Origin of the sequence: Polynucleobacter sp. HIN5 (genome assembly GCF_030297555.1) — a bacterium.
Taxonomy (GTDB): domain Bacteria; phylum Pseudomonadota; class Gammaproteobacteria; order Burkholderiales; family Burkholderiaceae; genus Polynucleobacter.
Window position 1 is genome coordinate 973,533 of record NZ_AP028136.1, and the last position, 12,235, is coordinate 985,767.

Consider the following 12,235-nt stretch of genomic DNA (forward strand, 5'->3'; position numbering starts at 1 on the left):
ACTCCTGCTAAATATATTTACTTCAAAATTTACTTCGCTTGTTCCGCACGACGAAATACGGGTTTATCCGGCTTCGATTCTGCGGCGCTATAGCGATAGCCTTCGGATTTAAAGTGCTTGAGCTCTGCCGGGTCTGTAATGCGATTCTCCACTACAAAGCGCGCCATGAGTCCCCGTGCTCGCTTGGCATAGAAAGAGATGATTTTGTACTTGCCATCCTTCTCATCCTGAAAAACCGGCGAGATCACTGGGCACCCCAAGGCATCGGCTTGCAGTACCTTGAAATATTCTTCTGATGCTAAGTTCAGTAAGAATGGTTTTTTCTGTTGACTCAGTGTTTTCTCAAGGGCTTTCGTAATGCGATCGCCCCAAAAGGCATACAAATCCTTACCACGGGCATTTTTCAAGGCAGTACCCATTTCCAAGCGATAGGGTTGCATTAGGTCTAAGGGGCGTAAGACTCCATACAAGCCTGACAAAATCCGCACATGCTCTTGCGCAAAGTCTAGTGCCTTCGCATCCAAGGATTTTGCATCAAAGCCCTCGTACACATCCCCATTAAAAGCGAGGAGCGCTGGCCGACTGTTCTCAGTCGTAAATGTTTTGGACCAATCGCGATAACGGCCCACGTTCAGTACCGCTAATGGGTCTGAGATTCCCATTAATTTGCCCACCTGCTGGGGGGAAAGTTTTTTGAGATCTGCAATGAGCTTGGCTGACTCCCCCACAAAATCAGATAGGGTGTGTTTCTTAACCTTTAACGGTGATTCGTAATCGAGGGATTTAGCAGGCGATAAAACAATTAACATAAATGATGGCTCGTTTAATAGTGCTTAGTACACTATTCTAGTCACCTTCAATTATTTTGCAGAAGCGCTAATCCGCTTGGCAATCGCGGCGCTACAAATACCAGCTAAAACGGCCCATTCCAAAGAGATGGTCACGGTACCAACCCCCGTAATGACCATTGGGATCCATTCTTGCGCCCCTGAGCGAAATTCATGGCGAATCTGCGCAAGATCAATCAAGTTCCAAGCCACCGCTAAGAGTAAGGCGGCAATGACGGCATAAGGCAGATGCTCCGCCAAAGGCGAAACAAAGATCAAGATTACTAATAAGAAAACTGCGGCACAAATCGCGGCGAGCGGCGTTTGCGCATTGGCTGCCAAGTTCACACCAGAGCGATTGAACGATCCGCTTGATGGATAGGCTGAGAAGAAAGATCCACCCACATTCGCAAGCCCCTGACCAATGAACTCTTGGTTTGCATCAAATGAGTCATTGCGTTTCAGTGCCAAAGCACGTGCGATTGCCATCGCCTCAGTCGAGGCCAACAAAGTCATCACCAAGACCGGCCCAAACAGGAGTTGCAGATGCTCTAGTGACAGGACGGGATAAGATAGTGGCGGCAACGCCCCAGGGATCGCACTCACCTTACGGATCCCAGAAAATTCGGTGAAGTACTGCTCCAGAACCAGCAGAGCAACACTACCCACAATTACTGCGATCAGCATGGCGGGAATCCATCGATTGAGCGGCTTCCATAAACGCATGGTCACCAAGGTAATCAGTACTAAAGCCAAGACCTGTGGTCGCCACTGGCCTTGATGAATCGCAATGATGGTTTGCAGGATAGTGTCGAGCACACTCGTGCCACGCCCGATCTCAATCCCCAACAAGGTTCCAACTTGGCTATTAATGATCAGTACAGCAGCGCCAGCAGTAAAGCCCACAATCACGGAGTGCGGCACTTTCTCAACCCACTTCCCTGCGCCACCCAAACCCAATGCAATCTGAATCACGCCAATCAGAAAACTGAGCGTGAGTACCAGCACTACGTAATGCTCACTCTCCGGAATTGCTAAGGGTGCAATCAAAGCCATGGTGGTGAGCGAGATCGCATTGGCTGGTCCGGTCACCATTAAGCGGCTTGATCCAAAGAGTGCAGCGATGATGCACGGGACCATCGCAGCATACAAACCATAGTGCGGGGGCATGCCTGCTAATAGAGCAAATGCAATCCCTTGGGGCAACACCACAATGGCACCCGTTAAGCCAGCGAGAAGATCCGCACGCACTACTCCCGGCTTCTGATATTCCGGTAACCAACGGGCAAAGGGCAAAGAGAACCGCAATTTATGAATGATCCTAAGTACATAGAGTCAGCGTGGCACAATTTAGTCATGCCATCACCGCTGCTCCAAACTCCACATTCTAGCGATAGTCTTCCGCCCGAGGGCTGGTTTACCTCCAAACTACCGCAAGTTGGCACCACGATTTTCACCACCATGTCGGCTTTAGCCGCTGAGCACCAGGCCATTAATCTCGGTCAAGGGTTTCCGGACTTTCCGTGCGACCCAGCCCTACTCGATGCCGTCAATCACGCCATGCGTTTGGGTCATAACCAATATGCCCCCATGCCAGGCATTCTTGAACTGCGTGAGGCACTTGCGCAGAAGCTTGCAACCCTTTATGGCCATCACTACGATCCGCACTCCGAGATTACGGTCACCGCTGGGGCAACCCAAGCGATCTTTACTGCGATTCAAACTTGCGTTGGCCCTAATGATGAAGTGATTGTGATTGAACCTGCTTTTGATAGTTACTTACCAGCGATCCAATTGGCTGGTGGCAAAGCGGTTCCTGTAGCAATGGAGATTGTGCGCGATCATGATGGACTTGTCGATGCCTATGCCTTGCCATGGGAAGCGCTAGCGAATGCCATTACTTCAAAAACCCGTTTAATTATTACCAACACGCCACATAATCCTACGGCCAGCATTTGGGAAGCCACCGATTTGGAACGCTTATATAGCTTGGTCAAAGATACCTCGATCTTGATCCTGAGCGATGAGGTCTATGAACACATGGTGTTTGATGGCAAACCTCACGAGAGTATCGCGCGCCATGCGGCACTGGCAGAGCGCAGCTTCTTGGTTTCTAGTTTTGGCAAGACCTTTCATGTGACGGGCTGGAAACTCGCATTGATTGCTGCGCCCGCTACACTCATGCATGAATATCGCAAGGTGCACCAATTTAATGTGTTCTCAGTCAATACACCCATGCAATACGCGGTTGCGCAGTACATGCAAAACCCCGAGCATTACCTTAATCTTCCAGCGTTTTACCAAGCCAAGCGCGATTTCTTCCGGGCGGAGCTTGCAAGTACTCCACTGAAGTTATTACCGTGTGCGGGTAGTTATTTTCAATGCGTTGATTACACCGCCCTGCCACGCAAAGAGGCCAGTCTTCCAGAGGCAGAGTTCTGTCGGTGGTTAACCACAGAGTTGGGCGTTGCAGCCATTCCAAACTCCGCCTTCTATGCCAAGCAAACGGAATCGGGTGTCATCCGTTTTTGTTTTGCCAAACAAGAGTCAACACTGAAAACCGCACTGCTTCGTTTACAAGCCTTAGTACCCTAATCAATACCGACAAGAGAACCATGATGAAAAAATCCATGATTGATGTATACAGCTGGGCCACTCCCAATGGCCATAAGATCCATATCATGATGGAAGAATGCGGCTATCGCTTAGATCGCGATTGGCGTGCCATTCCAATTGATATTGGCAAAGGGGATCAATTTAAACCCGCTTTTCTGAAAATCAGCCCCAATAATAAGATCCCCGCGATTGTTGATCCCAATGGCCCCGATGGCAAACCGATTCATCTATTTGAATCGGGCGCTATCTTGCTCTATCTTGCTAATAAAATGGGGCGCTTCTTGCCCAAATCAATTCGGGGTAAGTACGAGACAATGGAATGGTTGATGTTTCAGATGGGTGGCTTAGGTCCGATGTTGGGCCAAAATCATCACTTTCGTTTATATGCACCCCAGAAAATTGATTACGCCATAGAGCGCTATACCAATGAAGCAAAGCGTTTGTATGGTGTCTTGGATGAGCGTTTGAAGAAAAATAAGTTCATCGTTGGTAATGAGTACACCATCGCTGATATTGCTATCTATCCCTGGACACGACGTTGGGATAAACAAGGGATGGATCTCAAGGATTACCCAAACTTCAAACGCTGGTTTGAGATGGTTGGTGCACGACCTGCAGTGCAACGCGGTGTTGAGGTATTAACCACTTTGCGTAAGCCTGAGATGGATCCGAAGGAAAAGGAACAGTTGTTTGGTGCAACTCAATATCAACGCAGGAAGCTAGCAAAATGACCATTACCTCGATTGGAATTATTGGCGCTGGTACGATGGGTAATGGCATTGCTCAAGTGGCCGCCAGCGCTGGATACGATGTTGTATTACTGGATGTTAGCGATGCGGCACTCGAGAAAGGTTTGGCAGCACTGAGTAATAGCCTTGATCGCCTGATTAAAAAAGAAGTGATGAATGCGGAGCAAAAATCCCAAACATTGGCGCGGATTAAAACAACGACACATTACGCTGATCTGGCTCAAGTCTCTTTAGTCATTGAGGCCGCCACAGAGAATCAAGCCATCAAAGAATCGATCTTGCAGCAAGTCGATCGGGTGGTGAGTAACGATACGATCATTGCGAGCAATACTTCATCCATCTCGATTACGCATTTGGGTTTACGCAACTCACGGCCCGAGCGCTTTATTGGGATTCATTTTTTTAATCCCCCACCCCTCATGGCCCTCATCGAGGTCATCATGGGCAAGCAAACTAGTCCCGAGACCCTAAAGACTGTGCTGGCGATGGCCACGCGTATGGGCAAGGAGCCTATTACTGTCCAAAGCTCACCTGGCTTTGTCGTCAATCGCATCCTTTTGCCAATGATCAATGAAGCCTTCTTTGTCTTACATGAAGGAATTGCCAGCCCCGAAGATATTGATACGGGTATGAAGCTGGGCTGTAATCACCCCATCGGCCCCCTAGCGTTGGCTGACCTCATTGGTCTAGACACTTGTCTGGCGATCATGGAGGTGTATCACCACGAGTTTAAAGACGATAAATATCGCCCATCCCCTCTACTGATTAATTTGGTGGCTAAGGGAAATTTGGGGCGCAAGACTGGACGTGGAGTGTATGCCTACGACAAAAAGTGAGTTACCAACGATTGTGCGGATCCTCGGATACGCGGGGCTCATTCCATTTATTGGACTGGCATTCATGGTCCAGTTAGCGGATAGCCCTAACGATATGATTGCTCTTGAGTCATTGGTCGCTTATGGCGCAGTGATCGTCTCGTTTTTGGGCGCTTTGCACTGGGGCGCTTGCTTTAAGACCATCGGCGAGTCGACCCAAAATCGCTGGCTGGATCACAGCGTTTGGATTTGGGGGATCATGCCAGCACTGATTGCGTGGTTGGCGATTCATATCTTTATCCCATTGGCACTGCTCTTACTCGCAGCCACTTTGATCGTTCAGCGCGCAATTGATCAACGCACCTACGCATACTATTTTGCGAACGCTCAAATGGCAAACGCATTCCTGCACATGCGCACCCATTTAACGATTGTGGCTTCGGTGTGTTTGATCTGGGCGGGTCTAACCAGCCTCATTCGCAATTACTAATGGAGTCTTTCGCTGCTAGTGTTTCTGGTGGGCGGCCGCAATGATCTTCTCGGTATACGCAATCGCTAATGCCGATAGAACAAACGTTATATGAATCATGGTTTGCCAAAGCAAGGTTTTCTCATCATACGAAGCGGCATTGATAAACGTCTTTAGCAAATGAATCGAAGAGATCCCAATAATCGCGGTAGCCAGTTTGACCTTTAAAACCCCAGCATTGACGTGCGAGAGCCATTCGGGCTGATCGGGGTGATCATGAAGATCTAAGCGTGAGACAAAGGTCTCCCAGCCACCCACAATCACCATCACCAAGAGATTGGAGATCATCACCACATCAATGAGCCCCAAGACAATTAGCATCAAGGCAGTCTCGGTCATTTCCTTATCTTTCATCATCGTGATGAGATGAATTAGCTCTAACCAGAACTGCCAAACATAAACACCTTGGGCGACAATGAGGCCGATATAAAGAGGAGCCTGTAGCCAACGGGACATAAAGATCCAACGCGGCAAGGGACGTAATTTCTTTTCGATTAAGAATTCTTTATCTTCGTTCATAGACTGTATTTTAGCGGACTTTATGTCTTGGTCGTGACGATATAACAGCGTACAAAAGTGCGAGAATACGAAGATGATGCCCAGCCTTTTTGACTCCAAACCCATTGCGCCATTAGCCGAGGCTTTGCGCCCCAAGACCATCGAGGAAGTGATTGGTCAGGCGCACTTGTTGGGACCCGGCAAACCATTACGCTTAGCGTTTGAAAGTGGTCAACCGCATTCAATGATTTTATGGGGGCCGCCTGGGGTTGGCAAAACTACGATTGCTAGATTATCTGCACACGCCTTTCATCACTCCTTCATTGCGATCTCTGCTGTCCTTGCGGGCGTTAAAGAAATCCGGGAGGCGATTGAGCGGGCGCACCATGACATGGCTCAGTTTGGTCGGCAAACGATTTTATTTATTGATGAGATTCATCGATTTAATAAGAGTCAGCAAGATGCATTGCTACCGCATATGGAATCAGGTCTCTTCACAGTGATTGGCGCAACCACTGAGAACCCTTCTTTTGAGGTCAATGCTGCCCTCCTCTCACGCGCTCAAGTGTATGTTCTCAAACCACTCACCAGCGATGAGCTAAGGCAACTCCTAGCGCGTGCGTGCGAGCATGCTTTACCAAGCGTTACGCTCAGTGACGATGCCATGACAACCATCGTGGCCTATGCCGATGGGGATGCACGGCGCTTAATGAACTTAATCGAGCAATTGCAACAAACCGTCCGCACACAAGGCATTACTTCGGTAGATCGGGCTCTGATTGAGAACACCCTTAATCTCAATGCGCGGCGCTTTGATAAAGGTGGTGATCAGTTTTATGACCAGATCTCGGCCTTGCATAAATCGGTACGCGGCTCGCACCCCGATGCCGCGCTCTATTGGTTATGCCGCATGCTCGATGGCGGGGCCGATCCGCGCTATCTCGCACGTCGGATTATTCGGATGGCCTGGGAAGACATTGGTCTAGCCGATCCACGGGCGATGCAACTTGCCAATGATGCTGCACAGACCTATGAGCGCTTGGGATCCCCTGAAGGGGAGCTAGCCTTAGGTCAAGCCGTGGTTTATCTGGCGATTGCACCCAAGAGCAATGCGAGCTATCACGCATTTAATGCAGCTCGTGCTTTTGTTGCAAGCGATCGCAGTCGCGAAGTACCGGTGCATTTGCGTAATGCCCCGACCCAACTCATGAAAGACCTCGGGCATGGTCATGCCTATCGCTATGCACATGATGAACCTCATGCCTACGCTGCAGGAGAATCGTATTTACCCGAAGGGATGGCAGAGCCGCGCTGGTATGAGCCGGTTGAGCGTGGCCTCGAAATTAAGATTGCGGAGCGCATGGCCTTCTTGCGTGACTTGGATGAGCAGGCGAATAAAACGTAATGCATTGACCGTTTCTGAACTAACAAAATTACTATATACTGTATAAATATACAGTATATGAAATCCCCTGATTTAAACCCTCTTCTGTCTTCGTGCTTCGCCCCCATCCGGCGTGGGTCTTGCTATCGACCCCTGATCGCTGGACGCGCACCTGCCGGGTTTCCATCACCCGCTGCCGATCATTACGACAAACGCCTTGATCTCAACGAGCACCTGGTCTTGCATCCGGAGGCTACATTTTTCTTACGAGTCAAAGGCAACTCGATGATTGGTGCGGGGATTCATGATGGTGACTTATTGGTAGTGGATCGCTCGCTTGAACCCGGTCATGGTCGCGTCGTGATTGCAGCGCTTGATGGAGAGCTCACCGTAAAACGCTTACACCAACAACGCGGCAAGATTTTGCTCTGCGCTGATAACCCCGATTACCCTGCGATCGAGATTCGTCAGGGGCAAGAGTTACAAATTTGGGGGGTCGTCGCGCACGTGATCCATAAGGTGTAGTAATCCATGCGCCCTGTTTTTGCTCTGGTGGATGGCAATAATTTTTATGTCTCGTGTGAGCGCGTCTTTAACCCTCGCCTCGAAGGCAAACCTGTTGTGGTGTTGTCCAATAATGATGGCTGCATCGTTGCCCGCAGCCAAGAAGCGCGCGCACTCGGTATTCGGATGGGAGCACCCTTCTTTGAAGCCAAACATTTGATGCGCTCGCACGGCCTCATTTGGCTCAGCTCCAACTACACTCTGTATGGCGATATGAGCGCTCGCCTGATGGTCCTGTTAGGCGAGTTTGCACCTCACCAAGAAATCTACTCCATCGACGAATGCTTTCTGGATCTAACCGGCATCTCGAATGACTTGGTAGCCCATGCCCAGCAAATGCGTAGGCGCATTAAGCAATACTTAGGGCTGCCAACTTGCGTGGGAATTGGGCACAGCAAGACCTTAGCTAAATTAGCGAACCATATTGCCAAGAAACGTTTGCACTATCAAGGTGTGTTTAGTTGGTCGCATTGCAATCGCCTGGAGGCCGATGCCTTGATGGCCGATATTGAGATTGGTGAAGTATGGGGCGTAGGTCGACGCCTAAAGATCAAACTCGAGCAATGCGGTATACGGAGCGTATGTGATCTGAAATATGCCTCAACTAGTTTGATTCGTAAACGGTTTGGTGTCGTGCTTGAGCGTACCGTGCATGAGCTCAATGGCATTAGTTGCCTTGATTTAGAAGATACCGAAGACCATCAGACGACCCGTAAGCACCAAATTATTTCGAGTAAAAGTTTTGGCAAGCCTGTCCATGAGCTCGATGAGCTACGCCAAGCGGTGGTGAGTTACGTCACGCGCGCTGCCGAGAAATTACGCCAACAAGGTTCATGGTGCTCCCATCTTCTGGTTTATCTGCGCACCAATCCATTTGCACCCCATCACCCTCAATACGCCAAGAGCATTACCATTCCATTATTGATAGGCACGGATGACACGCGCATCTTGGCCCAATACGTTAGCGCAGGTATTGAGCGTATTTATCGTCCTGGCTTTGCGTATAAGAAAGCGGGGGTGATGTTGTTAGGTCTGCATCCAGCCGGTCAAGATCTTGGCGATCTTTTTTGCAATCCGCCACAACGTGAGCGCTCATCGCAACTCATGCAAGTGATGGATCGACTCAATCAAGAGTACGGCTCTAATACCCTACGCCTAGCAGCTGCTGGTTTACGTCCGCAGTGGACTATGCGCTCTTCCCAGCGCAGCCCCAACTACACTACGGCCTGGCATGAGCTTGCCCAAGCATGCGCCAATCGCTAATACAATGAAGCATCCATAATCATTGCAATTAAAGGAAATACGATGCGCAAATTTTGGCTCTCACTGGGTCTCGCTATTAGTATCACCACCCTCTCAGGGTTCTCATACGCAGGACCCAAAGTGGAATTTAAGACCAATCTCGGTAACTTCGTTGTCGACCTTGACTCCGATAAAGCCCCCAAGACCGTCAATAATTTTTTGGCGTATGTAAAGAGCGGTTTCTATAACGGTACCGTATTCCACCGCGTGATTAATGGTTTTATGGTGCAAGGTGGTGGCTTTACTACCGAGCTGGTACAAAAACCAACGCAGCCACCTGTGGTCTCTGAAGCACAAAATGGTTTAAAGAATCAGATCTACACCATTGCCATGGCAAGAACCTCCGATCCCGATTCAGCAACTGCGCAGTTTTATATCAATGTCAAAGACAATCCAGGCTTGGATTTTCCCAATGCGATGGGTAATGGCTATACCGTCTTTGGAAAAGTGATTTCAGGGACACAAACCATCGATAAAATCAAGCAAGTACCAACCGGAGTTGCTTCAACCCCACGCGGTCGCATGGCCGATGTGCCCAATACGCCTGTTGTGATTGAGTCGGTCACCATCCTCAAATAAGCCAATGCTATTGCTAGACGATGTTGAGAGTAGTCGGGAACAACCCACCAGTCGACTCTATCAATACGTCCAACACGAGTGGTGCGCTAATCGATTTCATGAGTTAGACGCTTGCTTTGATGGCATCGAGACCGCTCTAGGCCAGGGTCAATATGTCGTCGCACTCTTTGCCTATGAGCTCGGTTATTACTGGCAGGGCATTACGTGCAAACACCCAGAGCCACTGCCTTTACTCAGGGCATGGTCTTTTGCAGAAGTTAGTAAACTCTCCAAAGAGGCGGTCGATGCGTTTTTACACGAACGCCTAGCGATTGAGTCAACTCCCAGTGGCATCCTCAATCGGCACGACTCCATCAATCAAGCACGTTTTACCGAGGATATTGGGCGTATTCAAGCATGGATTGCAGCGGGCGATACCTATCAAATTAATCACTCCTATCGGGTGTATGGCCAAGCCTATGGCTCACCACTCGCTCTCTATGCGCGCTTGCGAGAACGGCAACCGGGGCGTTATGGTGCGTTCATTGCAGATGGCCATCAGGCAGTCTTATCCCAATCCCCCGAACTGTTGATTCGGCGCTCTGGCGATACCCTAATAGCAGAACCCATGAAGGGCACGGCCGATGCCGCTTTGGCACAGGCCAGTGAGTTAGCCAATGATCCCAAGAATCAAGCGGAGAACGTCATGATTGTGGATCTTTTGCGTAATGATCTGGGGCGCATTGCACAAACCGGATCGGTTCATGTTCCCGCACTCTTTGAGGTCAAGCAACATGGTCAGGTTTTACAAATGACCTCGACCGTACAGGCAAAGCCACGACCTAATCTTCGGGTTGAGGATGTGCTGCGGGCTGTGTTCCCCTGCGGCTCAGTAACAGGGGCTCCCAAAAAACGCAGTATGGAGATTATTCAAGCGTTAGAGGATCAACCGCGTGGCTGGTATTGCGGGGCATTGGGTTGGTTTGATCCTAATGGCGACTTTGCGATGAGTGTGCCAATCCGCACGCTACAGATGGATCAATATGCACAATCTGATTCATCGTCTTTTGTCTTAGGTGTTGGTGCCGGAATTACCATAGACTCCGATGCCAACACGGAATACCAAGAGTGCCAACTGAAGGCAGCATTCTTAACGAGCCTACCAAGCGGTGTTGGGATCTTTGAAACCATCCGTTTTGATCCAGGTAGCGATCCCACCCGTATTGCAAATTGGTCAAAGCACTTCGAGCGCCTATCGAGCTCAGCCCGTGATTTAGGAATTCAATTTGATGACGAAGTCTTGCAAAGTATGGTGCGAGCGGCTGCAACCGATTTGGCTCACGATCGCATCCATCGTGTACGGATTGATTTAAGTACAACCGGCCAACTATCGCTATCGCATTCCGTGATTGAGATGCCCCCCGGTCCTGTTCAATTATTTTGGGCCCATGAGATTTTGCAAGGCGATTACACCCCCCAGCAACTCACCATGCAGTCGCATCACCCCTTATTGCGTCATAAGGTTAGCGAACGTGAAATCTATGATGCTGCTTGGCATAAGGCGGTCGAGCTGGGTGGCTTTGATGCCCTATTTATCAATGAGCATGGGCACGTCACCGAAGGTGGGCGCACGAGTGTATTGATCCGCGAGGACGTCAATGGGCCATGGCTTACGCCACCCTTATCAGCGGGTGTACTACCAGGCGTGATGCGTTCGATCATCTTGGCCGATCCGAGCATGAATGCCCGCGAGGCGAACCTGACTATTGCCCAGGTAGTAAACGCAAATGAAATAATGCTATGCAATGCTTTGCGTGGAATGATTCCGGCTCATTTATGAACTACTGCTCCTCCTGCGGCTCTAACGTCCGCCTGCAAATACCGCCTGACGATACGCGCATGCGTCATGTTTGCGCGCAATGTGGTGAGATTCATTATCGTAACCCGCGTAATGTGGTCGGTACGATTCCCATTTGGGAGAACCAAGTCCTTCTGTGTCGACGCGCGATTGCACCTCGACATGGTTACTGGACTCTGCCAGCGGGCTTCCTAGAGGTTGGTGAGAGCACTGAACACGGTGCTGCACGCGAGACCTTTGAGGAGGCTGGAGCACACGTCGATATTGGCCCCCTCTTCTCACTTCTCAATGTGGCACACGTCGAGCAAGTTCACCTGTTTTATTTGGCACAGATGCGCACACCTCACTTTGAAGCGGGCATCGAAAGTTTAGAGGTTGGCTTATTTACCGAAGCACAGATCCCCTGGTCGGAGCTAGCCTTTCCGACAGTAAAGCAGACCTTGCAGTGGTATTTTGAGGATCTCCGTGGCAGCGGGATTTTTCAGGGACGCACGCGCTCGCGCGATATTTTGCCTGGTGAGCGCATTGAGTAAGT

13 protein-coding genes are annotated in these 12,235 nt (G+C 49.9%); 10 read left to right on the forward strand and 3 right to left on the reverse strand.

Annotated elements, in window-relative coordinates:
- Nucleotides 1-29: 29 nt before the first annotated feature.
- Together yaaA and QUE61_RS05205 are read right to left on the reverse strand one after the other, a co-directional pair.
- Complete coding sequence (gene yaaA, locus QUE61_RS05200) at nt 30-809, reverse strand: peroxide stress protein YaaA (protein ID WP_286306222.1); 780 nt, start codon at nt 807-809, stop codon at nt 30-32.
- Nucleotides 810-860: 51 nt separating this feature from the next.
- Entirely contained in the window at nt 861-2,135 is a 1,275-nt protein-coding gene (locus QUE61_RS05205; RefSeq protein ID WP_286306223.1) for a SulP family inorganic anion transporter, read from the reverse strand.
- A gap of 48 nt (nt 2,136-2,183) precedes the next feature.
- On the opposite strand from QUE61_RS05205, the gene QUE61_RS05210 reads away from it, so the two are divergent.
- The 4 genes from QUE61_RS05210 to QUE61_RS05225 are packed head-to-tail and all read left to right on the forward strand — an operon-like array spanning nt 2,184 to nt 5,497.
- Nucleotides 2,184-3,422 (forward strand): methionine aminotransferase, encoded by a 1,239-nt coding sequence (locus QUE61_RS05210; protein ID WP_286306224.1) that lies wholly within the window; start codon nt 2,184-2,186, stop codon nt 3,420-3,422.
- Nucleotides 3,423-3,457: 35 nt separating this feature from the next.
- Nucleotides 3,458-4,174, forward strand: coding sequence for a glutathione binding-like protein (locus QUE61_RS05215; protein ID WP_286308293.1), 717 nt, complete (start codon nt 3,458-3,460; stop codon nt 4,172-4,174).
- Complete coding sequence (locus QUE61_RS05220; protein ID WP_286306225.1) at nt 4,171-5,028, forward strand: 3-hydroxybutyryl-CoA dehydrogenase; 858 nt, start codon at nt 4,171-4,173, stop codon at nt 5,026-5,028. Before QUE61_RS05215 ends, QUE61_RS05220 begins: the two co-directional genes overlap by 4 nt.
- Complete coding sequence (locus QUE61_RS05225; protein WP_286306226.1) at nt 5,009-5,497, forward strand: DUF3429 domain-containing protein; 489 nt, start codon at nt 5,009-5,011, stop codon at nt 5,495-5,497. Before QUE61_RS05220 ends, QUE61_RS05225 begins: the two co-directional genes overlap by 20 nt.
- A 15-nt stretch (nt 5,498-5,512) precedes the next feature.
- Here QUE61_RS05225 and QUE61_RS05230 read toward each other — a convergent pair whose 3' ends face one another.
- Nucleotides 5,513-6,055 carry a TIGR00645 family protein gene (locus tag QUE61_RS05230; RefSeq protein WP_286306227.1) on the reverse strand — a complete coding sequence of 181 codons (543 nt, stop codon included), beginning with the start codon at nt 6,053-6,055 and terminating at the stop codon, nt 5,513-5,515.
- A 76-nt stretch (nt 6,056-6,131) separates the two neighbouring features.
- On the opposite strand from QUE61_RS05230, the gene QUE61_RS05235 reads away from it, so the two are divergent.
- The 6 genes from QUE61_RS05235 to QUE61_RS05260 are packed head-to-tail and all read left to right on the forward strand — an operon-like array spanning nt 6,132 to nt 12,233.
- Nucleotides 6,132-7,439 carry a replication-associated recombination protein A gene (locus QUE61_RS05235; RefSeq protein ID WP_286308294.1) on the forward strand — a complete coding sequence of 436 codons (1,308 nt, stop codon included), beginning with the start codon at nt 6,132-6,134 and terminating at the stop codon, nt 7,437-7,439.
- 57 nt (nt 7,440-7,496) lie between these two features.
- Entirely contained in the window at nt 7,497-7,943 is a 447-nt protein-coding gene (locus QUE61_RS05240) for a LexA family protein (RefSeq protein WP_286306228.1), read from the forward strand.
- Nucleotides 7,944-7,949: 6 nt separating this feature from the next.
- A complete protein-coding gene (locus QUE61_RS05245; protein WP_286306229.1) occupies nt 7,950-9,245 on the forward strand; it encodes a Y-family DNA polymerase in 1,296 nt (431 codons plus the stop codon).
- 42 nt (nt 9,246-9,287) lie between these two features.
- The gene (locus tag QUE61_RS05250) at nt 9,288-9,863 is read left to right on the forward strand and encodes a peptidylprolyl isomerase (protein WP_286306230.1); all 576 of its coding nucleotides are present in this window, start codon (nt 9,288-9,290) and stop codon (nt 9,861-9,863) included.
- Between the two features lie 4 nt (nt 9,864-9,867).
- The gene (locus tag QUE61_RS05255) at nt 9,868-11,682 is read left to right on the forward strand and encodes a chorismate-binding protein (RefSeq protein ID WP_286306231.1); all 1,815 of its coding nucleotides are present in this window, start codon (nt 9,868-9,870) and stop codon (nt 11,680-11,682) included.
- Nucleotides 11,679-12,233, forward strand: a complete 555-nt coding sequence (locus tag QUE61_RS05260; protein ID WP_286306232.1) for an NUDIX hydrolase — start codon at nt 11,679-11,681, stop codon at nt 12,231-12,233. Before QUE61_RS05255 ends, QUE61_RS05260 begins: the two co-directional genes overlap by 4 nt.
- Nucleotides 12,234-12,235: the final 2 nt, after the last annotated feature.

What these genes read in the sequence shown, in the direction of transcription:
- yaaA (WP_286306222.1), bottom strand. Translation starts at nt 809, where the DNA reads ATGTTAATTGTTTTATCGCCTGCTAAATCCCTCGATTACGAATCACCG.
- QUE61_RS05210 (WP_286306224.1), top strand. Translation starts at nt 2,184, where the DNA reads ATGCCATCACCGCTGCTCCAAACTCCACATTCTAGCGATAGTCTTCCG.
- QUE61_RS05215 (WP_286308293.1), top strand. Translation starts at nt 3,458, where the DNA reads ATGATTGATGTATACAGCTGGGCCACTCCCAATGGCCATAAGATCCAT.
- QUE61_RS05220 (WP_286306225.1), top strand. Translation starts at nt 4,171, where the DNA reads ATGACCATTACCTCGATTGGAATTATTGGCGCTGGTACGATGGGTAAT.
- QUE61_RS05225 (WP_286306226.1), top strand. Translation starts at nt 5,009, where the DNA reads ATGCCTACGACAAAAAGTGAGTTACCAACGATTGTGCGGATCCTCGGA.
- QUE61_RS05230 (WP_286306227.1), bottom strand. Translation starts at nt 6,055, where the DNA reads ATGAACGAAGATAAAGAATTCTTAATCGAAAAGAAATTACGTCCCTTG.
- QUE61_RS05235 (WP_286308294.1), top strand. Translation starts at nt 6,132, where the DNA reads ATGCCCAGCCTTTTTGACTCCAAACCCATTGCGCCATTAGCCGAGGCT.
- QUE61_RS05240 (WP_286306228.1), top strand. Translation starts at nt 7,497, where the DNA reads ATGAAATCCCCTGATTTAAACCCTCTTCTGTCTTCGTGCTTCGCCCCC.
- QUE61_RS05245 (WP_286306229.1), top strand. Translation starts at nt 7,950, where the DNA reads ATGCGCCCTGTTTTTGCTCTGGTGGATGGCAATAATTTTTATGTCTCG.
- QUE61_RS05250 (WP_286306230.1), top strand. Translation starts at nt 9,288, where the DNA reads ATGCGCAAATTTTGGCTCTCACTGGGTCTCGCTATTAGTATCACCACC.
- QUE61_RS05255 (WP_286306231.1), top strand. Translation starts at nt 9,868, where the DNA reads ATGCTATTGCTAGACGATGTTGAGAGTAGTCGGGAACAACCCACCAGT.
- QUE61_RS05260 (WP_286306232.1), top strand. Translation starts at nt 11,679, where the DNA reads ATGAACTACTGCTCCTCCTGCGGCTCTAACGTCCGCCTGCAAATACCG.